Below are 25,160 nucleotides of genomic sequence, written 5' to 3' on the forward strand. Positions count from 1 at the left end.
TGATTAAGCTTTGGCTAATGGTGGAAAGAAGAGTTCTTGACCTACTTCCAGTTTTCTAAAATTTTTAAGCTTGTTGGCTTTGGCTACTTCCAAATAGAATTCCTGAGTTCCATAAACTCTGAAACACATAATTGGAAGGGTATCTCCAGATTTGACAGTCCGGATATGTGTGAGATCCGGGGAGGTTCTACCTGCTTCTGCAGCTTGCTCTTCTCGAGGAATGCTTTGGATAAAACTCGCAGAGACTGTTGCTCGGATTGGGAGGCCTGATGAATTGAAAAGCTTATAATTGATCGTTGCCTTTTCCAGTACACCTCTGAATTGAAAAGCTCCCCAATTGATCTGTAAGAAGTTTGGGCTATGGGATGCAGATTGAACTTTTTGCGTCAGCTCCAGAAACTTCTGAATAGCGCGATCCACATGTCGATCCTCCTGAATAATATCCACCGCATTGATTTTCTCGCCACTGATTTTATCCAAATTAGGTTTACTGTCACCTAGGTAAGAAAGATCTACATCTCCCGGAACATCTTTTCCCGGAGGGGAAGTCAAAGTAGCATCAAACAAAAACTCAAAGGAAACCGATTCAGACTGGTTGGATTTGAACTGGTTTTGAGCCCCATCAGCTAGACCTTCCTCGGGTATCCACTTGTTTGTCACTTCCTGAGAATAGGTAGTTGGATTGTACATCACGACATAAGTCCCGGTCGATTGATCGTATGAATCATCCGAGAATGCTGTGATTTTGAGTTTTTCCAAACCACCCAGAGGAGAGAATATGTCTACAAGAGCCATGTTTTATCGTTCGTTTTTTTCTTTGACCAGTCGGGTCAATTCCTTGATGCCTTCAAGTACAGCCTCGGTTTTTGGACTGGGCTTGCTTCTACCAGATGGACGCTCTTCGGCAGTATCCACTGTTGTTCTGATGATCAATTCTTTGATTTCGATAGGCATAGTCTAAAAAGGCAAAAGGTCTGTTGGAGAGATTCTCCTGAAGTATTGATAGGCAAATTCGATGGACTCAATCATCAGGGTGTTTTCCATGGCGTTGAGGCCTTCGATATTCCATTTGACTGGCCAAGCATTGATAAAATTCCAAGCCTGAATCGGAATATGTTCTTCATTGAGAAGAATGACTGTGATATCATTAGCCTCAAATTGAAAAGCCTCCACTGAATCCTTAAACCATTTGGCCGCTTGAGAATCAATGAGCATCCCTCTTTTTAAAGTCAAATTGGGATAGGCTACTGATCCCGGCATTCGATGTTTGAATCTGTTTTCACCTCCCTCAGCGTATTCTTCGATTCCAATTTCCACACTCAGTCCGCCCACTTCCTGAAATCCTATATCTGGGATACTAGGGTATTTCAAAAGAAGCCCTTCAAAGCGGACCAAAAAATGAAAGCCGGTAGGGGGGTAAAAAAATGCCATGAGAATTAAGGAGTTTCGATAGCCAATCCTTCGTGACAGATTTCAATAGTTTCGACGGCGACTTCATTTCCTGTAGAGTTCAGGGTTGGTCCCTCAACTTTACATGGGAATGCGTCTTTCACCTTCCAAACCATTACTGGTTCATGTTCTTCGTTCAAAAGAGAGATTGTCAAATCCCTTCTTTCAATGTTGTTTTTCTTGACGGTATTGAGCCATTGGAAAAACTCATTGTCTGCACGGAAAACCCCTCTTTTCAATGTGATATTACTGTATTGGGGAATGCCTGGCATTTTTGAAACGTGATATTCCAATGAACTACCTTCCCGATAATCGATAGTTTGTAATTCGATGGAAAGTCCGGAGACTTCTGTAAATCCTATTCTGGTGCCGCCCCATTCTACCTGAAAATGAAAGACGGAAACTGGATATGCTACTGCCATGATATTTGGTATTTAGATTTCTGAAAAAGGTTAAGATTCTTGGAGTTTATGAGAGAATTTAAGAATGATAAATTCCGCTGGACGAACAGCTGCCATTCCTATTTCTACATTCATTCTGCCTTCTAAAATGTCCTGGGCGGTCATGGTGACTCCCAATCCCACTTTTACAAAAAAGGCTTGCTCTGGCTTGGCACCAGCCAATGCGCCATCTCTCCAAAGTTTTGAGAGGAAGTTCTCAATCATTGTTTTTACCCTGAGCCAGGTGTTGGCATCGTTGGGTTCAAACACGACAAATTCTGTTGCTTTTTTGACGGATTCCTCGACGAAAATGAAAAGTCTTCTAACTGGGACATATCTCCATTCATTGTCGTTCCCAGCTAGGGTTCTCGCTCCCCAAATCAGGGTTCCTTTACCTGTAAAGGACCGAATGGCATTGATAGATTTTCCTGAAGAAGCGTCAATGTTTAAGCTTGCTTGTTGCTCATGGGTTACTTTGACTGCAGGTCCAATGATTGAACGGATATCTACATTTGCAGGTGCTTTCCAAACCCCACGTTGGCTGTCAACTCTTGCATAAACTCCAGCAACCGCTCCAGATGGAGATGCTTTGGCATATTGTTTTGCGAGTTCAGCAGTCAGAGATCTGAAAAGACTTGGGTCTGCTGTTTCTAGAGCATCCAAATTGGAACCATCCGCTGCATTTACAATAGCTGGAGCTGGGGTTCCTGTTCCGATATAATTGTCAGATTGATTGATAGTTACAGAGCTGGAAGCATATCCTAAAGGGATTGCAGTTTTTAGGTCCGGATAGTAGGCTGCACCATATTTGAGATTTCCAGTTCCAATCCCATTATTTCTAAAATTCCCTGCATCGGCAAAAGGATCAGTGGTGTTTTCTTTGACATCCATGACGGTAAATCGGTCTTGAAGCTTTGCACATTGTGCCAGTGCTGCCTCATAGACTGTTTTTGCATTTGCTACAGTTAGATTATCTGGGAACAAGAGCATTGTTGGCTCGTCCACTTTTTCCACGGCAGCCAATCCCCACAATAATGTATTGGCTGTGGTGCTGTCACCTACAGTCGGGGGAGCGGTGAAATTATTCACTGAAATGATGTAACATGGACCGCCCCCATTGTCAAAAAACAAGCGGAGGGCATAGTACATTTTATATGCACTTTGGGTAGGTGGAGTTACAGCGATCGTTCTGGAAGCCAGTGTTGCCGGCTGACCATCAGATCCTGTGTAAGTATCTGCTATAGATACTGTAATTGATTCAGTATTTGCTGTTCCAAAAATTGATTCATATTCCAACATGGAAGTTATCCGGGTTGGAACTCCGCGAACGTCTTCGCCATTTTTGGTGGCAAGGTCAGTATGACCTATAAATGCCGGGATGGCAGTCTCTACCGCTGCTATGGATGCGGGGAGAGTGGAGATTTCTTCTATATAAACTCCAGGAGTTGAGTAATTGGCCATTATTAAAAGTTTTTTGGTTGTCGAAACTGATTAGGATTCCTGAAGCTTATGAGAGAATTTCAGGATGATAAATTCCGCCGGTCTTACTGCCGCCAGTCCGATTTCTACATTCATTCTTCCTTCCAAAATATCAAGAGCTGTCATGGTCTGACCCAAGCCAACTTTGACAAAAAATGCCTGTTCTGGTTTAGCTCCGGCAAGAGCGCCATCTCTCCAGAGGTTAGAAAGGAAGTTTTCAATCATAGTTTTTACCCTCAGCCAAGTATTGGCATCATTGGGTTCGAAGACTACAAACTCAGTCGCTTTTTTGACTGATTCTTCTACAAAAATGTATAGCCTTCTTACAGGCACAAATCTCCATTCATTGTCATTGCCTGCTAAGGTTCTCGCTCCCCATACCAGATTTCCTTTTCCAGAGAAAAAGCGAATTACATTGATGGATTTACCAGAAGTGGCATCAATATTTAGAGTTCCTTGTTCTTCATTGCTTACCGGTATGGAAGGACGGAGAATGGATCTTACATCTACGTTTGCTGGAGCTTTCCAAACACCTCTCTGGGAGTCTACCCTTGCATATACTCCCGCAACAGAAGCGGAAGGATAAAGTTCTAATAGTTTGCCTTGTAAAATGGCAAGGATGTCATAATAGAGTGTTTTGTCTGGAGCAACCCATGAAAAAGTACCTGCCCCTGAAATTACAGCTCCTCCATCTCCATTATCGTTGTAAGTTAAAGGAATCGTTGCGCCTCCATCTGCTGGAGCTGTTGCTGTCAATGTAATGGTATCTCCATCTCTTTGTGAAGTATATAAAGGGTCCGCAGCGGTATTTATGGCCACATAGAGTGCATCAGCAGTAGTTGCTGGGCCAGCAGCTAATGCAAATTCTACTCCTTCAGTAAAAGTATTCGCCCCAATGGTAAAAGAATCTCCAGCAACATTCGCATTAGTGGTAATTCTAATGGTCGCAAAAGCAAAATCTTGTCCTGTGTTTACTTGTGCTAAGGGGATTCCCTGAAGAGGACCAGCACCAATGCCACCTCTATCATCTTGAATCATCAGGGAATTTTCATTAAAATTTCTATACAAAATAGATTTCATCCCCGGATAATAGGACGCACCATATTTCAAATTGGAACTTCCAACTTCGGCTCGGAAATCCTCTCCATCTTCTACTACAGTATTTCCATCATAATGGAGAGCATCAAAAATTGCAAAGCGATCCTGAAGTTTTGCACATTGAGCAAGCATCTGATCGTGGAGGCTTTTTCTGTTGATGTCTGATAAATGAACTGCTTCAGGAACTACCAACAAAGTGGGTTCATCTTCTTCCTCCAAAACGCCCAGTCCTGCCAATAAATCTGCCACATCTATATCATCTCCAGTAGGAGTTGCTACAAAATCACCAACTGAAACAATCCAACAAGGACCTCCACCATTTGCGAAATAGAGGTAAACCTGATAAGTCATCAAGTATTGTGAAAATTCTGTAGGGTCGGTAATTGTAATGACCGGGCCATCAGTAATAGTAACAGTATACAGTTCATAAAAAGATTCTCCAAAAATCTGGAGGTATTCCAAGTATGATGTGACTCTAGTAGGAATATTAACTCCAAATGTGGCTCCGTTTCTGATTCTACTGCGAGTATACCCTACAAATGCCGGGATGGCAGTAGCTACCGGTACGATGGATGCTGGAAGGGTGGATATCTCCTGAATGTACACCCCAGGGGTTTTATATTCTGCCATGATTTATTGGATTAGATGTATACATAGATTTCTGAAATTTCTTCACCTAGATCTACCTTTTGAATATTGCTGGATGAAGGATTGGGCATGTTGGAAATGAGAACTTTGTTTCCGGGTTTCCTGCTGAGTTCCAATTTTATCTTTGGTACTTCAAAAAATGGAATAGGGTCTTGTGATTTGAATAAGACCGTATCCGAATCGTTTATTTTAATGTCTGTATTGGGAGCAGCACCTATTTGATCAAAAGCATAAAGAGCATAAGGTGGAGTTACAGGGGCACTCTTGTCCGAAATAGCAAGCTGAGCAGATGATACGTCTACCTTGTTAGACTGACTGACGATATAATAAAGCCATTTGGTGGATTTTCTTTTGAAGTCTAAAGCATAGAATTCTTTGGTGCCATATAAGTGGTTTGGTGCCGATGCATAGCTGATTTTGACAACTCCCAAAGCCCGTGACCCAAATACTTTTTCAGTTAAAAAGTACTCTTTCTTCCAAAGGTCAGTCGTATCACCTTCATCCCTTAATAGGAAAGTGTAATTACCCTCCGATTTTCCGGAGAGGTTTATTTCAAAAGAAAAATGATCCTGATCATCGGGAGTTAACTCCATATCCAGAGGCGAGGGGTTTCCATTTGCATCCAATCCAGATGGTATGGAATTCCCTACTGGATCCAAAACCCTTAAAATCACTTTGCTTGGAGTTGGATTTAAAGTGACCCTTTGGCTTGTATGTTTTGCTATAATCCCATCCCAAATTGATAATGATATATTTTCAGGACTAGCGGAGTCATTGGATGCAGAAGAAGGATCATTGCTAAACGATACAATTTCTTGATTTTTTAGTTTTCTGGACCCTTCTGACAAATCTGTTATTCCAAAGAAATTAGGACCACCTTGAAGATGGATGAAAAAATAGAAATCTATTGGAGACGTCAAGGGTACCAAAGGAGTGGTGAGATCATCTTCAGCCTTATATAGAACAACCAGGCCAGTTGGCGTTTCCCTCGAAATCATTCTTCCTTTGGATAAAAGCCATTGGGTTTCTTCAGTTGGAGCTAGATGAATCCCTTTTGCAAATCCATCTTGGAAATAATCATGCAAAATGCTCAATTCAAATAATCGGGAATAAATGATATTCATGACTTATGGAGTGAATTGAGAAAAATTTGTTCGATTGGATCTCCACTTTCCTGAATGGCATTTTCCTGGATCTGGATAGTTTTGATTTTGTAAAGAACACTCGGCAGATATTTAGCTCCTACCACTGACCAGAAGTTGTAAAGCTGCTCGAATGAGTAACTGTAAAGCTCTACCACGATCTTTTTTAGGTTGGGATCAAATCCAGCCATTGCTGGACTATTTTCTGGGGTAAAGACATTTTTGCTTTGAAAAAATGCAATGGCATAGCTCAATTGCTTGAGCCCCTCGACATAATCATCAGTATCATTCAATTGGGCCTTGTTTTGAAAATTGGCTGTGATCAATACATATAGATTCAGGAGAATTTCTGGATTCCTCTTCTCTACTTTTCCTACCGAATTGATGAATTTGCTTTGCTGCTCTTTTGCAGTTCGTTCCTCCTCAATATTTATAAGTGAAAGTCCTAATGATTGGTCAGGAATTGCAATCCCTGTTTCGTTGGTTACTCCGGATAAATAAATTCGGTCTTGTGAGGGATCACCTACTTTTAATTTGATAAACCCATTGATCTCTTGGGTCAAAAATTCTAAAACTGAATGAAGCATAAATTCTAAAAGTCAAAATCAAAAAGCTTAATACTTGGACTTAAGTTAGATAGATAAATAGTTGATTGTTAGGAAAAAAAATCAAAAAATAACTCGGAAAATCAATCTTAATGAAATATAAATAAATGATAATGAGGTAATTAAGTGGAGTCCTGATAATAATAATAACCTCTCAAAACCTTAGGGTTTAGGCCTCTCAAAATTTTGGGTTTTTTCGGGAAAATAGAATTATACCATGATTCATAAGATTCATGAAAATTGCCTAGAAATAATCCAATTGTCCAGCCTGATTAGTTCAAAACCAAACGGATCCCATGAACAAGATTTTTCCCAGGCATAAATATTTTCTAAATCAGAATCGGATTGTTTCCTGGATTTGCTACCAGAACCATATAGTTTGTTTATAGTCTGAAATGCTAATATGATTCTTTGACTTGCAACATTTTTCCACCTGGAGAGGAGTTTCCGGTAATTTTCAATTTTATATTCTAACCAATCTTGATCTCCTTGTTCGATTAAAATAATGATTTCAAAAAGTTTGGAAGCCAGATAATATTGAGTTGATTTTTTTAATTCAGACTGACTTGCATGCAAGAGTTTCAATGAATGTGGATATTCCTTTTGTTTCAACTTGATCAATGCTAACCAATATTGCCACTTCCAGTTTTGATCAGGAAAAAAAGGTAGAAAATGGTTCTTAATAATGCTTTGGGCTTGTTCCCAATGGGCTTGGTAAAAATGAGCAAGGAAATAAAACTGGAAAAACTCCGCAGGTGCCTCCAAATCATGTTTTGTATTACTATTGTGTTCCTGACAAATCCGACAAACCTCCTTGTAGTTTTTTTGAAGAATAAGAAGCTCCATTTTCGCTAAGAGAAATTGCCAGTAAACAGTAGAGTCTTCCTCTTGATATATTTCCTGAGGTTCGACCCCATTTATGATTGAAAGTCCTTCCTCCAAATTATCGTCAATGATTGAGCTCCTGATAGAATTTACTAGTCTCCAGTGTTCATTATTTGAATTGATTTGATGAACTAGCTTTGACAAAAGCTCATTTTTTGACTCTGATTTTCCTACCGGAGTTTCATTTTGAAATTGGTTGACCAAGTTTTGTAAATGACTTTTGATGGCAATTTCAATTTTGGGGAAATCCTTTTTGGAAAGAACCTCTGGGATATCGTTGTCCTGAGCAATTGAAAAAATAGTTAAGACTAGGTCATGGAATTGATAGTCAACAGCCGATTTTAGACATTTTTCTAAAAGTTTTGCCCCCTCATTTTTCAATCCTCTTGATAAGATTAATTGGCTTTGGAGAATCAATTCCAGACATTGGATTCGATGGTGGCATTTGTCAGGTAACCTATTTGGCTTCACCAAAACCATGATTTCCTCGATTTCATCTTTGAGCCTTTTTTTCAATTGAGGGAAAGCCTTTTTTTCTCCAATTCCATAGATTTTTTGAGAATAAAACGAATCTGAGCTTTGTGGCTTTTCAAGGATCAGCTGAAATAGCTTTAATTTTTTTGAGTTGGGGCTATTCCTACTAGAAGCTATCTTAAATAATTGTTCTTTTTCAGTTGGGGAAAATTGATTTAAAATCGATTGAACAGTATCCATAAAAATTCAGGTAAAAAATTGAAACAATTCCTGAATTTACTATTTAAGGCGCTGTTTTACAAATGATTGGGACTTACTTGATTTGGTACTTCCCTGGAGATACCACTTGATATTCTCTTTCCAATTCTGGATAGTCTATAAGTAGTTTGGCAAACTCGCCTTCCTGATCCAAAATGATTTCGGGACTTTGTCCTTTGATCATCTGGAAAAGTTTAGCGCGTTGAGGTAGACTTCTCTCTTTTTCCAGGAATAGTTTGCTGAGATGAAAGTTTAGAAATGGCCCTTCAAAAATTCCATATCTATATGGACTCAAATCATCTCCGAGAACCATTATTCCTTTTCCCATGTATTCAGTAGAATTGGTTTCCTTGACGAAATAAGTTGACTCTTTTTGGATTTCCTGATTCATATACCACCAGCTCAATACAGGCACCCCAATGACTAGTAAATAAAATGCTGGACTAATAATTTTCCGATTTTTAATGTTGAGGAAAAACTGAGTAATTAAGTAACTCAAACCTGGCAAAAGAATCACCCATTGGAAAGAAGCCTGACGTTTTGAAAAGATCACTCCTATGCAAGAAATGATGACCCAAACCACCATGAGCTGCCTTTGTTTTTGTTGGTTGATAGTGGCTCCTCGGAGTACCGAACTGATGAAAAAGCCGATGACAGCCAGTAGAACTGGAAATGCAGCCAAGATCCCCCAAGAAACCAAAGATTGATAATAGTATTTCTCAGAGAAGAAGATCAAAGGCCATACTTCAAAGGCTTCATCCAGTCCATTATTCCAGTAGTAAAACACTGAAATCAAAAGAATTGGAAGGAAATATCCTGTTAATGAAAGGAGTAGCTGCCTAAATGTAAATCCACTTATAGCAATGCCTCCAAAAATCAAAAATGGTAGAAATAGAATGTAAATCGGATGAAATCCTGTCGCAATTCCGCCATAGATCCCGATCAATAAAGTAGACTCACTACTGTCTTTCTGGAGTAGTGTTTGTGAAAAAAGCTGGGACAATGCCAGCATCAAAAAGGTACCTCCCAACAATGCTGGGGAAATACTCAACATGTCGAAGTTCAGGTGAAACAAGGCGAGCATGATGATTCCTGGCAAATAAGTGTTTTCATCAAAAACCCGATATTTAATGAGAGTTCTATTCCAATAAATTACTTGAAAAAACACCAATGCCCTACCAAATAGCTCTAATGCCAATGGGCTCCTTCCAAAAAGGAAATCCATAATAAAGAAGAACCCTCCGGAAAGTGGTCCGGTATCATCAAGAATATGTTGATATAGAAAGTATCCATCGCCCAAACGCTCTCCCAATAGCATCCAATTGAGTTGAGTGGAGGTCAGAGGGAAATTCGAAAACACTAAATAGACGACAGTCCAAATAATCAGAAATAGAAATAATCCGATTATTCTAAATGGGTCGTTTACTTTGAAAAATTGAAACAAGATATAGGGTATTTTTGAAGCTAAGGCCCGAAATTAAAGCTTGCCCAAGTATTTCGCTAAATTTGTACCACAAATACTTTATATGGAAAGTAAAAGACAACAAAAACACGCAAAATTAATCCAAAAGGAACTGGGAGAGATCTTCCAAAAGGAAGCCAGACATTTGATCGGAAAAGCAATGGTCACAGTGACCCGAGTAATGGTCAGTCCAGACTTAAGTGTCGCCAAGACTTATTTAAGTTTCTTGCTTGCTGATCCTGCTGCTACTTTGGAGTTGATCAATGATCATAAAAAGGAAGTAAGACTTTATCTGAGCAAAAGAATCGGGAAATCGGTAAGAATTATTCCTGAGTTGGCGTTCTTCCCTGATGAATCAGCCTCTTATGCCCAGCATATGGATAAGGTCATTTCTGGATTAAATATTCCTGCCGCTCCAGAAGAGGAAGACGAAGAAGAAGATTAAATTCGAAACTTGAATCTAAGTTACTTCATAGCGGCTCGGTATTTCCGAAGTAAGAAAAAGCGGAATTTCATTACTGTTTTATCCACCATTTCTATGGTGGGTGTTGCAGTGGGAACTATGGCATTGGTCATAGTCATGTCTGTTTTTAACGGTTTGGAGGACCTTATCCGGGAGATTTTCTCAAGTTTTGATGCTGAGTTGAAAGTGGAGGCGACTTTGGGGAAAAGTTTTGAAGTATCAGAGGATTGGCTAGGTGGTATCCGAGATATCGAAGGAGTTGCAATCTTGACTGAAGTTATCGAGGATAATGCACTTTTAGATTATAACGGAAACCAGCTCGTCGGAACCATCAAAGGTGTTTCAGACAATTTCTTGGATCAAAACCGCTTCTCAAAAGGCTATTTCTGGGGCGATACTACTTTGGGAACGGATAAAAGACCAGCCGCCATATTGGGTCGAGGAGTTGGATTTTTTCTTTCGGTCAATCTGAAAGATATTAATATTCCACTGAAGGTGTTTTATCCAAAAGCACCAAGAAGTGCAGGCTCTTTAGATCCTAGTCAAATGTACTCCTCAGATTTTTTGGATCCAGTGGCATTCTTTTCTGTGGAGAGACAATTTGATGATGAATACATCATCGCTCCCCTACATTTTACCAGGGATTTATTGAATTATGGAGACCGAAGGACCTCTTTGGAAGTCAAAGTTGCTGATGGATATTCCATATCTGATGTACAGGATCGATTGAAAGAGCATTTGGGAGAAGATTTTTCAGTAAAAAACACAGATGAGCAGCATGCTGGACTCTTGAGAACGGTGAAACTTGAAAAGCTCTTCGTTTTTTTAACTCTGACATTTATCCTTGCGATCGCTTCTTTCAATATTTTCTTTTCTCTAAGTATGTTGGCTATCGAAAAGAAAAAAGATATAGCTGTTCTCAAAGCTATGGGAGCTCCCGACCGATTGATTCGAAAAATTTTCCTGAAACAAGGAGCTTTGATTGCTTTTTCAGGGGCTTTGGTAGGATTGGTTTTGGGATATTTAATTTGTTTGGCCCAACAATATTTCGGTTTGGTATCATTGGGAATTTCGTCTGCTGTGGTAGATTCTTATCCTGTCAAGGTGGTTTGGTCAGACTTTATCTGGATCAGCATCTCAGTTATAGCTATTACCATGTTGGCATCCTGGAGACCTGCTCATATCGCTTCCAAAGTCAATACGATTACTGAACTTTAATTTTCTCCACAGATTTTCTTCTGGATTTCTTCTATCCCAGGCATTCCAAACTCTAGGGCTTTATTGAGATCATCGCATGCCTCTTGGCTTTTGTCTAATCGATAAAGAGTGATTCCACGATGGTAATATGCGGACGGATTAGAGGGGTCTATGGCAATTAATTGAATAAAATCAGCAAGAGCTTCTTCCGGCCTGTTGAGATAATAGCGAGATTGACCTCTACCCAAAAGAGCTTCAGGATCTTGCTCATTTATAAAAATGACCTCTTCAAAATCAGCTTCTGCAGCCTCCCAATTTTTAAGTTTCGCGTAAGCTTTGGCTCGGTAGAACCAGCCTTCTGAATCCTCCGGTAAGATCTGTATGGCTTCAGTATAGTCTTCAATAGCTCCTTCCCAGTCATTTTGAGAGAATTTATAAAAACCACGAATTTTCCAGCCTTGTGGGTCTTCTGGATCTTTGGCGATAGCCAAGGTAAGCTCCTCCAGTTGATCGACATTTTCTCCCTTTTCCAGAATATTGATCCGCTGTCTAGCCAGAAAGTGGTCCGGGTTGATTTCAACAGCTTGATGAAGTGACTTAAGCGCATTTTCTGTCTGATTTTGCTTCATCTCGACATGGCCTTTTTCAGCCCAGAAATCGGATTCATTAGGTGTATAATAGATTGCGGAGTCTAAAAGTGTTTTTGCTCCAGCATAATCCTCCATCCCTATTTTGGCAAGGGCCAGATGATAGAGGATTTGAGATGGATTGGGACTTTGGGCAGTGAAAATTCCAGAAACCCCTTTGTCTGTTGAGCTTTTACGATAAATGATTTGGGTTGTCTCACCTTTTGGGATTTGTCTGTAGGATAAGAAATCATTTTCGGCATCTTGGAATCTTTTTAATCTGAGATAAAGCCTTCCTCTAGCCAAATAGGCTTCAGCCAATTCGGGATCCAAACTCAAGGCTTTTTGATAATTCTCCAATGCTAGATTTAGGCTAGGACCGTCAAATTGCTCATAAATCTGACCTAGATAAAAGTATCCCTGAGGATCCCTTGAATAAACTCGTAGCCAATCATCCATCATTAAATAGGCACTTTCATAATCCCCTTGATTGTAGGTAGCAACCGCTTTTTCGAAGTCGGATCGGTCTTGGGCAAATGAATAGCCAGCTATTAAAAAGATAATACCAAGAAAAATTAATCTCATGAATTGGAAGAATTTTTTCCAAATTTCAAACTACCTAATCCACGATCCAAAAGTGCATAAAGGCTTCCTAAAAGACCAAGAGAACCGGTTAGGTAGGTATAAGCTTCGGAAAAGAAATTTTTGTCAAAAATACCGATCAGGGCAAAACAGATCAATACAAAACTGATCAAAGAAATCTGTATGGAATTAGAGTTTCCATTCTTTTTCTCATATCGTTTGAAAGCTTCTTTCTCTTCTTCAGTGCTATGATCTAGGACATATTTTCGGAATACCGGACTAAATAACCTCCATTCTTTCCATGAAGAATCATTCTTAGTTTTTCTTTTCGGTTCATATTCAGCACTTTTTTGGACTAAAATTCCTTTTTGTGCTAAGCCTATCATGACTTCTTTTCGATTGATATTGAAGAAGCCTTCTTTTGCATAGGCATAGGCGACCATCTTTTCTTCAAAGGACATTTCTGTCCACATATTAGTATAAAATGCCTTTTTATGTCTCAAACTTTTGAGTAAAACTTCTGTTTTTTCTTCAGAGGTGTCTTTTAAGATAGGTTCATTTTTAATAGCCAATGACTTGAAGGAAAAATCAGAAAAAGTTTCTGAGAATCGAACCTTGTCCAATGGATCCTTAATCTTAGAGAAAATATCCTTCCATTGTTTTCCTGAGCAAATCCAGATTTTCTTTTCCAAATCATGAAGACGCTCCAAAATAGGAATGCTATCTAATGGGTCGGCAAGACAGTGGTAATTTTTGAGGATATAAACGTCTTTGGTTTCGTCCAGTTTGAATTGCCAATCCAGTGTTTCTATCAAGAAATCGATAGTTTCTAAATTCTCATCAATTTGAGAAAACACCTTTCCTACAATCTCCTCTAGGTGAGAAGAGTCGATACTACAGATGTATAATAGTTGCTCAGAGCTTTCGAAGTCATCTTCATATTCCTCCTCGAATGAAAAGAAGATGATTTTTTGTAAATAATAGATCAGGGAAGCTAAAAGACCAAGAATCAATGCCAGATAGAGTAAATTCCAATCAAGTCTCAAATTGCCTGCGCTACCTGCCCAAGCCGCTTCAAAAGATTTTTGGTCAGGAGCAATAAATTCCTTGATCTTTGGATCAAAAGGGTCTGTTAAGGCGACCATCAAAGATCTCCTAGCTTCCTCATATTCCTTGAATCTGGTGGTTTGTAATTTGTCATCAATTTGGTTTCTTCCATCCCAAATTTGACTTTCGAAAAGTTGAGTTTTGGACTGAATCAAATATCCAGGGATAAAACCAATCACCAAAAACCAAGAGATCAAAAACGTGGGCAATGCTTGGTTAGGTGCTATTAAATTTTTTACCAAATCTTTTCCTCGGACTTTCAAAACCCAAATGAGAATGATCAAGGCGGAAGCAAATTGGAGGATTAAGGCTGTGATGGAGCTTACCAAATCATATTTTACGAAGATTACTCCTAATAGAACTGAATAGACAAGGGTTGGTAAAGAATATGGAGGAATCAAAGGTTGATTGGCTTCAGTTTCTTTTTTGGATAGTTTGGAAGTCGCCAAATTGATAAATGAGATCAATGACGATGAAAAGACCAGTGTGGCGACTAATTGAATGTGGTTGAGTTTCTCCAGATAATAAATTGCCAACAACAATCCAGCAAAAAGAAAATATGCGACTGATAGATATTGGAGTTTATGCAAATTGTTTTTGGTTGGCTTTAGCCAGTCAAAAAAGAATATTTTGAAACCAAAGTCGGTAGTGAGATCCTTTGAAAACTTTTGGAGGATCAGATTGAAAATCAGTGAAAGAAAATAGAATGCAAGGAGAATAATGGCCTCTAAAGATGTCAAGGAGGAAAAAACATGGGCGACATTGTGATTGACTAGGAAGAAAAGCCAAATCGGCTGATCAAACTTTTGCCCAGAAATCTGAGATAAAACCCCAGTGTAATGATTGCCAATAAGGTACAGTGGAACCTCTATAGCTTTGTGTTGGCTTTCATCTCTATTCTTCTTCATTAAGGTTTCGATTTCAACCCATGAGTTAGCATTTACACCTTCTTTTAGATTAGAAATAGGCGAGGTGATCTTGTCGCTTTTGTGGAGGATTGTTCCGTCTTCTTTAATCACCAAATAGCGATATTGGTCTTTCAATTTTTCCAGTGAATTTAGCCCGAAGGTCACTGCAGTCACATCCCCGTCTTTGTTTAGCATAGAAATGACCGATTCTAATTCTCCATTGCCTCTGCTATAATGGGAGTTCAAAAAATGATTTTTTCCTGAAGTACCAGAATTAAAATAGGTGAAGTAGGCCCTGGTTCGAAGATCCACGGGAGATTTTTCCTTATTAAAGTTGAAGGTTAATGAATCATGTTTGAAGATTATTGTTTTTGCCAAACCGTTGGATTCAAAAAGGATAAACTCATTGAATGGGAGCAATACTTTTTCGTTGTTGTTCCAATCCGAAAGAGCTGAATTGTAATTGACCAGTTTGTTATTTAAATCCTCTTCAATCTGAGTTTGCTGAGCAATTGAATTTTCTACTGGGTCTGGTTGGTTTTTGAAAAAAGAGATAGCGAAACCCAAAATCAGAGTCAAACCCATTAAAGAAATCCCCAATTGGAGCACTTTGGTCTGGGTTAGATTGTCACCTTTACTAAGATTTAAAATCCCTAGAATGGGGACTGAGGCGATTAAAAGAATTAAAAAGAAAATTAAAGTGCTCAAAAGTTTGAAATTGAGCCGAAGACCTACTTTTAAAAAATGATTCTGGTTGATTGTTCCTACAGCGAACAATTGAAGATTTTCTAATGGGATGGGTGCAACATAGAACCGGTTTTGATTCCCAGAATATTCGACTTCTTCGAAATATACTCCAGAGTGAATTTTTCCGACACTATCTTGACGAATGACATGAGGTTTAAATATTTCCTGTCCAAAATCAGAATTGGGATAGATTACATTTCCATCTTGATCTGTCAAAAAGAATTTATCGAAGATTTTGTTATTCTCTTGTTTGCGGAGCAAAAGACCAATATCAAATGAAATGGTGACAATGAGAGTTTCAGGGAAACTGATGGATTGCGCTTCAAATTTTTCGTAAAAAGCTAGATTGTTGATTTGCTGAATAGTAGATACCGGAATGGCTAGTGTAAGATCGCTAACAGTCAATCTGTTTCCTTCCAAGCTTATTTTTTCAGTTGTTGGATTGTCCAAGGTTCCAAATCGAATGGACTGAATATCTGGCTCAAACCCTTTTAAGAGATCTCGAATCCCGCTTGCGTTAATTTGAAATGTGGAATCAGGATCCATCGCAAAAGCTTCCCTCAGAATATATCCCTCAACTCGGCTGTAATAATCTGGTAGAGCTAAAAGGATGTCATTTCGGATTGCCTCCACACTTCGTAAGTGCTGCTCTTCTAGCTCTGAAATGTTTTTGTTGGATTGGACAAAAAGAAATACTCCTATGATGCCAATGATAGGTAGTAAAAAAAGCCAGACTTTTAGGGTCTTTAATCTCATCGAAAAAAATGTCAGGTAAACATTTTAATTTACTCAGTAAATTGCTGAAAATCAATTTGTAAGATTTTATTCAATTCCGTATAAGTGCCAGAGTTTAAAAAAAACAGCCTATTTTTGTGTCTTAAGGCACGTTTATTGAATTTCTGCTGCCTCACCCAATAAGTAACATAATTCCCCAATCATGAAAAAAATTGCCCTCGGCTTATTGTTCGGTATCTTCCTAATCAGTACTGCAAACATTCAGGCTCAGGAGTCCGCTGAATCCAAAGGTTCTCTCAACTCAGGGACCATCGATTCCCAATTTGATTACATCTATAGTGTCTCTAATAATTTTCAGGAATACAAAGTGGTCAAGCGAAGCAATTTGGACAAGCTTCAATCTAATATTTTGGATTCCATGAAAACTATGAGATCTGAAGTTTTGCAGTTGAAAACTCAGATTGGAAGTAAAAACGATTCGATTTCTTCATTAAATCAGGTTCTGGGTCAGACCGAGACTGAAAAGCAAGAGGCGATTGCTGCGAAGGATAATTTCACAATTTTCGGAATTGGGATTCATAAAGCGGTTTACTCTTCCTTCATGTGGTTATTGGTAGGAGCCTTAGCAATCGCGTTGGGTTTCTTCTCTTTCCAGTATTTCAGAAGCTTCAAAAAGATCAGAAAAGCCCAAAAAGATTTGGAAGAAGTGCAAGAGGAATTTGATCAGCACAGAAAGAACACCTTGGATCGTGAGCGCAAACTGAAAAGAGAGCTCATCGATGCCCAAATGGGCAAAGCGTAGAAGTTTGCCCTGAATTTCCTCAGGAGCTTGAGATTGGATTTAATAGTAACTAATCTCGATAAAAATATTTGTGCCAATATGGAAAAGGGATTTCCCAACTTTCCATGTTGGCATTTATTTTTTTAAATAGTCTGTGAAAAGGTTTGAGGGCCTTTCCTTATTTTCGAAAAAACAGCCTTATGAAAAAGGTAGACATTGCCGTAATAGGACTAGGAGCAGTCGGTTCAGCTGCATTATATTTTTTATCGAAATCAGGAAAGAAGGTGATTGGGTTAGATCGCTTTGATCCGCCCCATTTTATGGGATCTTCCCATGGTGAAACCAGGATTACCAGATTGGCAGTAGGAGAGGGAGAGGAGTATGTGAGCTATGCCAAAAGATCCCAAGAAATATGGAGAACCTTGGAGGCTGAGACTCAAATTCAACTTCTGGATCCTTGCGGAGGGATTTTGATGGATTCGGGCACCACTCCTTGGGGTAAACATGGAGGTGATGGATTTTTCCAAAAAACAGTTGATATAGCGAAATCATCGCTGATTCCTCATTCAATTTGGAACCCAAGTGAATTGAAAGCGAAGTATCCCCAATTCCTCTTGGAGGAGACGGAGAAGGCCTATATTGAACCTTCGGCTGGTATAGTTTTTCCTGAAAGAATTATCCAAACTCAACTCGAGTTGGCCAGTAAGAATGGAGCAGAAATCAAGGTCTATTCCCCTGTAAATTCAATCAGTACAAAGAATGGTTCAGTAATTCTTGATCTGAAAGAATATCAAATTGAGGCGAAAAAGGTATTGATTTCAGCTGGAGGATGGATCAAAGATTTTCTGCCAAAAGAAGAAAAGTTAGGTTATAAGATTTGTCGGCAAGTATTGCATTGGGTTGAAATTGAGGAGGGATATTCTCATTTCGAGAAGTCTCCAGTATTTATGTGGGGTTTTGGAAAAAATCCGGAGGACTTCATTTATGGCTTTCCCACCCAGGATGGTCGGTCGATCAAGATGGCTTCTGAATCGTTTCTTGAAACTTCCCATCCGAATGATCTGGATAGATCCGTTTCAAAAGAAGAGCAGGAGACATTCTGGAAAGAAAAAGTAAAAGGGAGGATTTTTGGACTAAAAGATCAATTTTTGAAGTCTGAAGTATGTTTTTATACTGTGAGGAGTGATTCCAAATTTGTTTTAAAACAGCACCCTTCAGTATCAGAGGCATTAATGGTTTCTGCATGTTCTGGCCATGGATTTAAGCACTCAGCAGCCTTAGGAGAAGAGTTAGCAGAAAGGATTCTTTCCTCAAGTTGACACTTATTCCATAATTCCTCTTTTTTCTCCTTAAAAGGCCTATTTTTGCGGATTGAAGTGCAAGCAAAATGGCGAAAAAAAGAGGATCTGGTCTAGAAGAACATGAAAAGAGAAAACTCAACAAACAGAGTTTTCAGAAATTAAGTGGGATTTTCAGGTTTCTCCTACCTTACAAATGGACCTTTATTTTAGGTCTTGTATTCCTGTTATTATCTTCCCTGACACTACTTACCTTTCCGTATGTAGCTGGAAAATTGATAGATACAGCGCAGGGTAAGGACTGGTATGTGACGGATATCAACTCCATTGCTTTGATCCTCATTGCGATTTTGGGTGTTCAGAGTTTGTTCTCTTTTTTCAGAGTTTGGACTTTTGCATTGGTTTCTGAGCGTTCCATGAGGGATGTGCGATTGGCACTTTATAGCCGATTGTTAAGGCTTCCAATGACATTTTTTGACAAAAGGAGAACTGGAGAATTGATTTCTAGGATTACTTCTGATGTCAGCCTACTTCAAGATACATTCTCAGTAACCTTGGCGGAGTTATTTCGACAGGTAATCACCTTGATTGCCGGGATTGTATTTTTGATGGTCACTACTCCAAAATTGACTTTATTTATGTTGGGGACTTTCCCTGTTTTGGTTCTATTGGCTATGTTTTTTGGAAGATTTATCCGAAATCTTTCCAAGAAGACCCAAGACGAATTGGCTTCTGCAAATGTCATCGTAGAGGAAACACTTCATTCAATAAGTACAGTCAAATCTTTCGTAGGTGAAGGTTATGAATCCAATCGATATCATCGTGGCTTAAACAATGTTGTTGATGTTGCATTGAAAACCGCCAAATATCGTGGGGCCTTTATTTCTTTTATCATTTTTGCCCTTTTTGGTGGTATTGTCGCAGTGATGTGGTATGGTGCGAGTTTAGTAGCATCTGGCGAAATGAGCATCGGTGAACTGGTCTCATTTGTCCTTTACACAACCTTTATAGGTGGCTCCATTGCTGGATTGGGAGATATCTATAGTCAGGTACAAAAGGCGATTGGTAGCTCAGAAAGGGTTTTGGAGATTCTGGAAGAGCCAATCGAAAAAAGTTCAACTTACCACAAATCTGAACTGGAAGGAAAAATTGAATTTGAACATGTAAGCTTCAGGTATCCTACTCGTCCTGAGGTCGAGGTACTTAAAGATTTGTCTTTCTATGTCAATCCTGGAGAGAAGATAGCCTTGGCTGGTCACTCTGGGGCTGGAAAGTCTACAATCATTCAGCTCCTATTGAAATTTTATGATCTCGATTCAGGGGAAATTCTGGTTGATGAGAAAGGACTTGATACTTGGGATCTAGAAAAGCTTAGATCGCATATCGGAATGGTACCACAAGAGGTATTGCTTTTTGGAGGTAGTATTCGAGAAAATATTGCATATGCTAGACCAGATGCCTCGGAAGATGAGATTATCCTGGCAGCTAAAAAAGCAAACGCTTGGCAATTTATCTCCAAGTTCCCTGAAGGACTGGATACTATGGTTGGTGAAAGAGGAGTGAAGCTTTCTGGCGGGCAAAGGCAACGAGTGGCTATTGCAAGAGCAATCTTAAAAGATCCTTCAATTTTGATTTTGGATGAAGCTACCTCCTCCTTGGATGCTGAATCTGAACACCTTGTTCAGGAAGCATTGGACGAATTGATGAAAGGAAGGACAACTATCATCATTGCGCATCGATTGGCTACAATCAGAAAAGTTGACAGAATCTATGTCTTAAGTGATGGAAAAATAGTGGAGCAAGGTAGTCACACTGAACTCCTCAATGAGCAAGATGGCTTTTATGCTAACCTTGTTAAGCTTCAATTTGCTGAAAGCTAAGATTAACTCAAGCCTTGATTATAGATTGTGGGCGGTGATTGATTTTGTCATCCCCACCCAGTTTTCCTTGTAGATCTGACAATCGGGAAATAAGATTTTCATTTCCTTTTCATCCAGCAGCCGGATTTCATCGAGGTATTGCTTAGCGTCTTCCACAGACCACTTTTTTAATCTACTCAGTCTGGTTTTGGTCAAAATGAACTCCATCCATGATTTAGGAAGGTTTTGAGCAAATGGAAGAGCATAATGGGCTTCAATTGGAAAATGCTTGTTAGGAGTTTGGATATAGTATTTTTTTCCAACGCGAAGAATTTCATTTGCCATCTTTTGTTGGTTTTCCCAATTGTAAAGATGTTCGATTACAGAATTGGAAAAAACTAAATCAAAGTGATTGTCAGCGTATTCAGGCATATTGGTACCATCACCAACCCGACCTTTTATAGTGTCAGTACAGATATGTTGATTCACCAAATTGAGAAGAGTGATTTCAATATTAGGAAGCTTGGGTAAGCTACTTTCTTTCCAAAAATAGTCTGTGCCACCTACATCTAAAATTCTGATAGGCTGTGTCTTATCGAAATTTTTAAAAAATAAGGATTCAAAATTTGCTAAGCGCTTTTGTCTAAATTTTGCTCCTAATGAGTTTGAATTATCCGAAGAAGCAAATAAATCTGAAATTGAAATCATGCTGGGCCTTTGGGGCTTTCTTTTTATGAATTAGGGGCAAAAGTAATCATGCTTGGGGATTCTTTTCGTAATTTTATACAACGAAATCCAAATTCCTTTAAAAATGTATAATTAGCAAGGTCTTTGATTTAAAGGTGACGTTGGTTTAAGTTTTTATGAGACACAGATTTGATAAGTATTTTCCTTGGCTTTTTATAGGAAGTGATTTTTTGTTTGCGGCTTTTTCCATTTTCGCTTTATTATCCATTTTTAATGCCACAGATTTATTCAAAGAGGTTGGGTTAAAAGAAATGCTGCCACTTTTCTTTTTCTGGCTGTCTGTTTCCACTCTTAGAAAAGATTATGAAATAGGAAGAACAGAAGGCTTTGATAAAACCTTGGTTCATCTTACAGGGACTATTTTCTGGTTCCTAGGAGCTGCTGCAGTTTTGTGGGAACCTTTTCATTCTCCAAACTTTCAACTTATATCAATTGGTCTCCTTGGATTAGGAATGTTCTTCTTCATGGGAGCCTTTCGAATATGGATTCATATTATTTTGAGAAGGTATCGTGCGGGTGGAGGCAATATTAGAAACGCTGTCATATTAGGTAAGGAAGGTTCAAGTTCTCGACTTGTTGAAATCTTAAATGTAAAGAAGGAATTTGGAGTTAATTTTTTGGGGTATTTCGATGATGCCTCTGATTGTGAAGATACCAAAGGAAAAATAGAAGACTTTTTTGTACAAGCTCCTTTATTGGATCTTGATTTTGTTTACATCAATGCTGACTTAGATCCATTTGAAGTCAAAAGGATTATTGATTTTGCGGAAGAGCATCACATTAAACCAAAACTAATTCCAAGGGCTAGTTTGCAATTGGGGAATAACCTTTCTTTTTCAAGATATGGGGATTTCTTTGTGGTAAATATCAATGAAATCCCACTTGACAATTATTTCAATAGCTTGTTGAAAAGGCTCTTTGACTTGGTTTTTTCTAGCTTAGTGATCGTTTTTATCCTCTCCTGGATGGTTCCGCTTTTTGGGATCCTTATAAAAATGGGATCTAAAGGTCCTGTTTTCTTTGTCCAGAAAAGAAATGGAGTTGGTAATAAGGAATTCAATTGCCTTAAGTTTCGATCCATGAGGGCCAATAAAAATGCGGATACACAACAAGCTACTAAGAATGATCCAAGAGTAACCAAATTCGGGGCCTTCCTTAGAAAAAGCTCTTTGGATGAGATGCCTCAGTTCCTAAATGTATTTATGGGTGATATGTCAGTGATAGGACCTCGTCCTCATACTGTACCTATGAATAAAACATTCCAGACTAAAGTAGAACGATATAATTCCAGACATAAAGTGAAGCCTGGAATTACAGGTTTGGCACAGATAAAAGGGTTTAGAGGAGAGATTGATAATCCTGTTCAGATTAGATCCAGAGTGAAACTTGATACTTTTTATGTGAACAATTGGAGCTTTATGATGGATATGAGTATCATTATCGAAACTGTTCAGAAAGTATTTTTTAACCAAGAAAATGCCTATTGATTCTACACCTTCTAGGTGCCTTTATTGTGATTCGACAGATTTAGTTGAGTTTTCTGCCCAAGAAAGAATGTTTGGTATGGGAGACTCTTTTTTATATCTGGAATGTAAGGATTGTTGGTCTATTCAGATTAAGGATGTACCCTCAGATTTGGGGGCCTATTATTCGGGTGATGAGTATTATTCATTTATACCTCTTGTCAAATCAGGATCAGTATCCAACCTTTTTAAGTCTTTAAGATTAAAAGGATTTTTAAAATTGAAGCTTAATCAGTTTGACCCGAAGGTATATGGCTATTGGCTCAAAGAGGTGTTTACAAGCTTTGATGCATCCATCGCAGATGTTGGTTGTGGAAATGGTCAGCTTCTTTACGAATTATATGCTGGCGGTTTTAAAAATCTCACTGGATTTGATCCTTTTTTAAAGAGATCTACTGAAATAGCAAATGGGCTAAATTTATTGAAATCTGAATTGAAGGATTCTGATCAGATGTTTGATCTCATTATGTATCATCATGCATTTGAGCACTTGGTGAATCCGGAAGAGGAATTGAAAATTTGTTTTGATCGATTAAAACCTAATGGGAAAGTTTTAATTCGGATTCCAGTGACGGATTCTCAAGTCTGGAAAAATGAAAGGGAATTTTGGGTTCAGTTAGATGCTCCTAGGCATTTAACTATCCCAAGTGTAAAAGGGATTTCCACCCTTTCCGACAGAACAGGATTTAAAGTGGACGAGGTAGAGTTTGATTCCACTGAATTTCAATTTTGGGGAACTGAGCTCTATAAAAAAGGAGAAAAGTTAAAAAGTAGTGGTGTAGATGAGTTTTCTCAAGCTCAGATAGAGGAGTGGAAAAAGAAAGCCCTCAGCTATAATAGTGAGGGCTTAGGGGATCAAATTTGTTTGTTTCTATCAAAGCCTGAATAAGGCATCGAAGAATCCCATCGTTTCACCTTTCTTCTTAAAGATGAGCATAGGGAGTACATTATTGGCCTTGATAACTTTCTCTGCAGTACTACCCAATAATATTGCAGCAGATTTTGTTCTACCTCTAGAGCCCATGATGAACATATCCACGCCGAGCTTCATAGCTTCTTTTAGTAAAAGTTCACCGACATCTTCTCCTTCATCTAAGACAAAGTCACATTCCAATTCAGGATGGTCATGCTGAGCTACAAATGCTTCAAAATCCTTCTTAGCATTAGCTTTCATGATTTCTGCAAACTCTTCATAAGATTTCCCTGTTTTAGAATACCCATGAGGCACCTGATAAATATGAACGGGAACTAATTGTGCTTTCAATTGGTCGGCAATTCTTTCTCCAAACTTGTAGATCATGTGATTGTGCTCGGAGAAATCCGTAGGAACCATAATCTTTTTTGGAAGGCCAGCTGGACGTTTTTCCTGCAATAGCATCACAGAGCAAGGAGCTTTTTTAGCCACACCATTTGCAAGAGCTCCAGTGCCTTTCAGGGTCTCTTTTCTACCCATTACGATAAGGTCGACATCCTTGATTTTAGCCCATCTGAGTACTGTATCTAATGGATGATCGCCTTCTTCTGCAAAAACTTCAATTTCAATGGAGTCAGGAAAAGCCTTCGACTTGATTTTATTCATCATAATGGCTTCCACCGATTCATCGCCAGCAGCCAAAAGATCTGGATATTCTCTCAAAATTTCGTCTGGGATGGCAAGGCTTTTAGCAACATGGACAAAATAACATTTCTCCACTCCCCAGAATTTGAGGAATACTACTGTCTTTTCGATTAGAATTTCATCCATCTCGGTCAAATCAAGACCGATCATTACTTTAGAAAAAAACTTCATGGGCGCGTATTATTTGTAGCCTTTAATTTAAAATTTTGATTTAGTTATTTAAATAGTTTTTTTGTTTTTGCCTTTTGGGAAGTACCCAAGGTAATTAATTGAGATGAGAAGCTTACAAAAATATTTTTTAGCCATCCTTCCACCCCAAGAGTTTTTGGATCAGGTGACAAAACTAAAACTTGACATCAAGAATGAATTTGGAGTCAAATATGCGTTAAAATCCCCAGCACATATCACCCTGAAGATGCCATTTTTATTTGATGAAAATAAAATCTCAAAATTGACGGACTCACTTTCTGATTTATTTAAGGATTCTAAGCCTTTTACGATTCAGATTTCAGGTGCAGATCAATTTAGAAGAAGAGTCATCTTTTTGAAAGTTGGAAAATCAAGTGAAATGATGGCACTTCAGGAAAAAATCAAAAAGCATTTGAAAATAGAGCATCACTTAGTTGAAGAATTGAGCGATAAAAATTATCACCCTCATATGACTGTTGCCTATCAGGATATTAAGAAAGGGCAATTTGATCCATTGTATCAATTCATTTTAGAGAGAAAGTTAGAATTTTCTTTTGTAGCCAATTCAATAGTACTTCTCAGAAAAGACGAGGGGATTTGGAAAGGGGACAAATCCATAGATTTGCATTTTAAATAGGGAAATAGTGACTTTTTGACCCCAGTGATTAAAAAAAACGCACATTTTATTAAAAATTACTCTAAAAATTAAATTCTGAGTATTAATTATTTGTGAACTCTTTATTTGGTGGACACTTTTTTGATTTCGGACACCTCGAGAATTAAATGTCGAAACATCTATTTTTTTAACAATATTTCAGAATAAAATATTGATTTTAACAT

General features: G+C 38.6%; 22 protein-coding genes. 8 read left to right on the forward strand and 14 right to left on the reverse strand.

Features of this window, described 5'->3' with window-relative positions:
* Positions 1-3: 3 nt before the first annotated feature.
* The 10 genes from BUF13_RS10055 to BUF13_RS10095 all read right to left on the reverse strand — a co-directional run bounded on the left by BUF13_RS10055 (position 4) and on the right by BUF13_RS10095 (position 9,922).
* The gene (locus BUF13_RS10055) at positions 4-795 is read right to left on the reverse strand and encodes a CIS tube protein (protein WP_073571630.1); all 792 of its coding nucleotides are present in this window, start codon (positions 793-795) and stop codon (positions 4-6) included.
* Positions 796-798: 3 nt separating this feature from the next.
* On the reverse strand, positions 799-954 hold the full coding sequence (locus BUF13_RS20610) for a DUF5908 family protein (RefSeq protein ID WP_157366938.1): 156 nt from the start codon (positions 952-954) through the stop codon (positions 799-801).
* Positions 955-957: 3 nt separating this feature from the next.
* The gene (locus BUF13_RS10060) at positions 958-1,431 is read right to left on the reverse strand and encodes a phage tail protein (protein WP_026956151.1); all 474 of its coding nucleotides are present in this window, start codon (positions 1,429-1,431) and stop codon (positions 958-960) included.
* A 5-nt stretch (positions 1,432-1,436) separates the two neighbouring features.
* Positions 1,437-1,871, reverse strand: coding sequence for a phage tail protein (locus BUF13_RS10065; RefSeq protein ID WP_026956152.1), 435 nt, complete (start codon positions 1,869-1,871; stop codon positions 1,437-1,439).
* Positions 1,872-1,901: 30 nt separating this feature from the next.
* Positions 1,902-3,350 carry a phage tail sheath family protein gene (locus BUF13_RS10070; RefSeq protein ID WP_073571631.1) on the reverse strand — a complete coding sequence of 483 codons (1,449 nt, stop codon included), beginning with the start codon at positions 3,348-3,350 and terminating at the stop codon, positions 1,902-1,904.
* 30 nt (positions 3,351-3,380) lie between these two features.
* Positions 3,381-5,096, reverse strand: a complete 1,716-nt coding sequence (locus tag BUF13_RS10075) for a phage tail sheath family protein (protein ID WP_073571632.1) — start codon at positions 5,094-5,096, stop codon at positions 3,381-3,383.
* Between the two features lie 11 nt (positions 5,097-5,107).
* A complete protein-coding gene (locus tag BUF13_RS10080; protein WP_073571633.1) occupies positions 5,108-6,238 on the reverse strand; it encodes a hypothetical protein in 1,131 nt (376 codons plus the stop codon).
* On the reverse strand, positions 6,235-6,843 hold the full coding sequence (locus BUF13_RS10085; RefSeq protein ID WP_073571634.1) for a Pvc16 family protein: 609 nt from the start codon (positions 6,841-6,843) through the stop codon (positions 6,235-6,237). The genes BUF13_RS10080 and BUF13_RS10085 overlap by 4 nt, the downstream gene beginning before the upstream one ends.
* 249 nt (positions 6,844-7,092) lie before the next feature.
* Positions 7,093-8,262 carry a hypothetical protein gene (locus BUF13_RS10090; protein ID WP_134204367.1) on the reverse strand — a complete coding sequence of 390 codons (1,170 nt, stop codon included), beginning with the start codon at positions 8,260-8,262 and terminating at the stop codon, positions 7,093-7,095.
* 271 nt (positions 8,263-8,533) lie between these two features.
* Complete coding sequence (locus BUF13_RS10095) at positions 8,534-9,922, reverse strand: hypothetical protein (RefSeq protein WP_073571636.1); 1,389 nt, start codon at positions 9,920-9,922, stop codon at positions 8,534-8,536.
* Positions 9,923-10,004: 82 nt separating this feature from the next.
* Between BUF13_RS10095 and rbfA the strand changes: the two genes are divergently transcribed.
* Together rbfA and BUF13_RS10105 are read left to right on the forward strand one after the other, a co-directional pair.
* On the forward strand, positions 10,005-10,385 hold the full coding sequence (rbfA, locus tag BUF13_RS10100) for a 30S ribosome-binding factor RbfA (RefSeq protein WP_073571637.1): 381 nt from the start codon (positions 10,005-10,007) through the stop codon (positions 10,383-10,385).
* Between the two features lie 9 nt (positions 10,386-10,394).
* Positions 10,395-11,621: an FtsX-like permease family protein gene (locus BUF13_RS10105; protein WP_073571638.1), complete on the forward strand. Its 1,227-nt coding sequence runs from the start codon at positions 10,395-10,397 to the stop codon at positions 11,619-11,621.
* Here BUF13_RS10105 and BUF13_RS10110 read toward each other — a convergent pair.
* Entirely contained in the window at positions 11,618-12,811 is a 1,194-nt protein-coding gene (locus tag BUF13_RS10110; protein ID WP_073571639.1) for a tetratricopeptide repeat protein, read from the reverse strand. The genes BUF13_RS10105 and BUF13_RS10110 overlap by 4 nt on opposite strands.
* Entirely contained in the window at positions 12,808-16,326 is a 3,519-nt protein-coding gene (locus tag BUF13_RS10115) for a hypothetical protein (protein ID WP_073571640.1), read from the reverse strand. Before BUF13_RS10115 ends, BUF13_RS10110 begins: the two co-directional genes overlap by 4 nt.
* Before the next feature lie 181 nt (positions 16,327-16,507).
* Between BUF13_RS10115 and BUF13_RS10120 the strand changes: the two genes are divergently transcribed.
* The 3 genes from BUF13_RS10120 to BUF13_RS10130 all read left to right on the forward strand — a co-directional run bounded on the left by BUF13_RS10120 (position 16,508) and on the right by BUF13_RS10130 (position 20,264).
* Positions 16,508-17,107: a hypothetical protein gene (locus BUF13_RS10120; RefSeq protein WP_073571641.1), complete on the forward strand. Its 600-nt coding sequence runs from the start codon at positions 16,508-16,510 to the stop codon at positions 17,105-17,107.
* Between the two features lie 179 nt (positions 17,108-17,286).
* Positions 17,287-18,405 (forward strand): N-methyl-L-tryptophan oxidase, encoded by a 1,119-nt coding sequence (gene solA / locus BUF13_RS10125; RefSeq protein ID WP_073571642.1) that lies wholly within the window; start codon positions 17,287-17,289, stop codon positions 18,403-18,405.
* 68 nt (positions 18,406-18,473) lie between these two features.
* The gene (locus BUF13_RS10130) at positions 18,474-20,264 is read left to right on the forward strand and encodes an ABC transporter ATP-binding protein (RefSeq protein ID WP_073571643.1); all 1,791 of its coding nucleotides are present in this window, start codon (positions 18,474-18,476) and stop codon (positions 20,262-20,264) included.
* A gap of 18 nt (positions 20,265-20,282) precedes the next feature.
* Here the strand turns inward: BUF13_RS10130 and BUF13_RS10135 are convergent, their stop codons facing one another.
* Positions 20,283-20,951 carry a methyltransferase domain-containing protein gene (locus BUF13_RS10135; RefSeq protein WP_073571644.1) on the reverse strand — a complete coding sequence of 223 codons (669 nt, stop codon included), beginning with the start codon at positions 20,949-20,951 and terminating at the stop codon, positions 20,283-20,285.
* 155 nt (positions 20,952-21,106) lie between these two features.
* Here BUF13_RS10135 and BUF13_RS10140 point away from each other — a divergent pair, with 155 nt between their 5' ends.
* On the forward strand, positions 21,107-22,477 hold the full coding sequence (locus BUF13_RS10140; protein ID WP_073571645.1) for an exopolysaccharide biosynthesis polyprenyl glycosylphosphotransferase: 1,371 nt from the start codon (positions 21,107-21,109) through the stop codon (positions 22,475-22,477).
* Entirely contained in the window at positions 22,467-23,402 is a 936-nt protein-coding gene (locus BUF13_RS10145; protein ID WP_073571646.1) for a class I SAM-dependent methyltransferase, read from the forward strand. Before BUF13_RS10140 ends, BUF13_RS10145 begins: the two co-directional genes overlap by 11 nt.
* On the opposite strand, the gene BUF13_RS10150 is transcribed toward BUF13_RS10145, so the two are convergent.
* Complete coding sequence (locus BUF13_RS10150) at positions 23,388-24,302, reverse strand: universal stress protein (protein ID WP_073571647.1); 915 nt, start codon at positions 24,300-24,302, stop codon at positions 23,388-23,390. The genes BUF13_RS10145 and BUF13_RS10150 overlap by 15 nt on opposite strands.
* A gap of 103 nt (positions 24,303-24,405) precedes the next feature.
* On the opposite strand from BUF13_RS10150, the gene thpR reads away from it, so the two are divergent.
* Complete coding sequence (gene thpR / locus BUF13_RS10155; protein WP_073571648.1) at positions 24,406-24,957, forward strand: RNA 2',3'-cyclic phosphodiesterase; 552 nt, start codon at positions 24,406-24,408, stop codon at positions 24,955-24,957.
* The last annotated feature ends 203 nt before the right edge of the window (positions 24,958-25,160 follow it).

The sequence above is a fragment of the Algoriphagus zhangzhouensis genome, from assembly GCF_900148515.1.
Taxonomy (GTDB): Bacteria; Bacteroidota; Bacteroidia; order Cytophagales; family Cyclobacteriaceae; genus Algoriphagus; species Algoriphagus zhangzhouensis.

What these genes read in the sequence shown, in the direction of transcription:
- BUF13_RS10055 (WP_073571630.1), bottom strand. Translation starts at nt 795, where the DNA reads ATGGCTCTTGTAGACATATTCTCTCCTCTGGGTGGTTTGGAAAAACTC.
- BUF13_RS20610 (WP_157366938.1), bottom strand. Translation starts at nt 954, where the DNA reads ATGCCTATCGAAATCAAAGAATTGATCATCAGAACAACAGTGGATACT.
- BUF13_RS10060 (WP_026956151.1), bottom strand. Translation starts at nt 1,431, where the DNA reads ATGGCATTTTTTTACCCCCCTACCGGCTTTCATTTTTTGGTCCGCTTT.
- BUF13_RS10065 (WP_026956152.1), bottom strand. Translation starts at nt 1,871, where the DNA reads ATGGCAGTAGCATATCCAGTTTCCGTCTTTCATTTTCAGGTAGAATGG.
- BUF13_RS10070 (WP_073571631.1), bottom strand. Translation starts at nt 3,350, where the DNA reads ATGGCCAATTACTCAACTCCTGGAGTTTATATAGAAGAAATCTCCACT.
- BUF13_RS10075 (WP_073571632.1), bottom strand. Translation starts at nt 5,096, where the DNA reads ATGGCAGAATATAAAACCCCTGGGGTGTACATTCAGGAGATATCCACC.
- BUF13_RS10080 (WP_073571633.1), bottom strand. Translation starts at nt 6,238, where the DNA reads ATGAATATCATTTATTCCCGATTATTTGAATTGAGCATTTTGCATGAT.
- BUF13_RS10085 (WP_073571634.1), bottom strand. Translation starts at nt 6,843, where the DNA reads ATGCTTCATTCAGTTTTAGAATTTTTGACCCAAGAGATCAATGGGTTT.
- rbfA (WP_073571637.1), top strand. Translation starts at nt 10,005, where the DNA reads ATGGAAAGTAAAAGACAACAAAAACACGCAAAATTAATCCAAAAGGAA.
- BUF13_RS10110 (WP_073571639.1), bottom strand. Translation starts at nt 12,811, where the DNA reads ATGAGATTAATTTTTCTTGGTATTATCTTTTTAATAGCTGGCTATTCA.
- BUF13_RS10115 (WP_073571640.1), bottom strand. Translation starts at nt 16,326, where the DNA reads ATGAGATTAAAGACCCTAAAAGTCTGGCTTTTTTTACTACCTATCATT.
- BUF13_RS10120 (WP_073571641.1), top strand. Translation starts at nt 16,508, where the DNA reads ATGAAAAAAATTGCCCTCGGCTTATTGTTCGGTATCTTCCTAATCAGT.
- solA (WP_073571642.1), top strand. Translation starts at nt 17,287, where the DNA reads ATGAAAAAGGTAGACATTGCCGTAATAGGACTAGGAGCAGTCGGTTCA.
- BUF13_RS10130 (WP_073571643.1), top strand. Translation starts at nt 18,474, where the DNA reads ATGGCGAAAAAAAGAGGATCTGGTCTAGAAGAACATGAAAAGAGAAAA.
- BUF13_RS10135 (WP_073571644.1), bottom strand. Translation starts at nt 20,951, where the DNA reads ATGATTTCAATTTCAGATTTATTTGCTTCTTCGGATAATTCAAACTCA.
- BUF13_RS10140 (WP_073571645.1), top strand. Translation starts at nt 21,107, where the DNA reads ATGAGACACAGATTTGATAAGTATTTTCCTTGGCTTTTTATAGGAAGT.
- BUF13_RS10145 (WP_073571646.1), top strand. Translation starts at nt 22,467, where the DNA reads ATGCCTATTGATTCTACACCTTCTAGGTGCCTTTATTGTGATTCGACA.
- BUF13_RS10150 (WP_073571647.1), bottom strand. Translation starts at nt 24,302, where the DNA reads ATGAAGTTTTTTTCTAAAGTAATGATCGGTCTTGATTTGACCGAGATG.
- thpR (WP_073571648.1), top strand. Translation starts at nt 24,406, where the DNA reads ATGAGAAGCTTACAAAAATATTTTTTAGCCATCCTTCCACCCCAAGAG.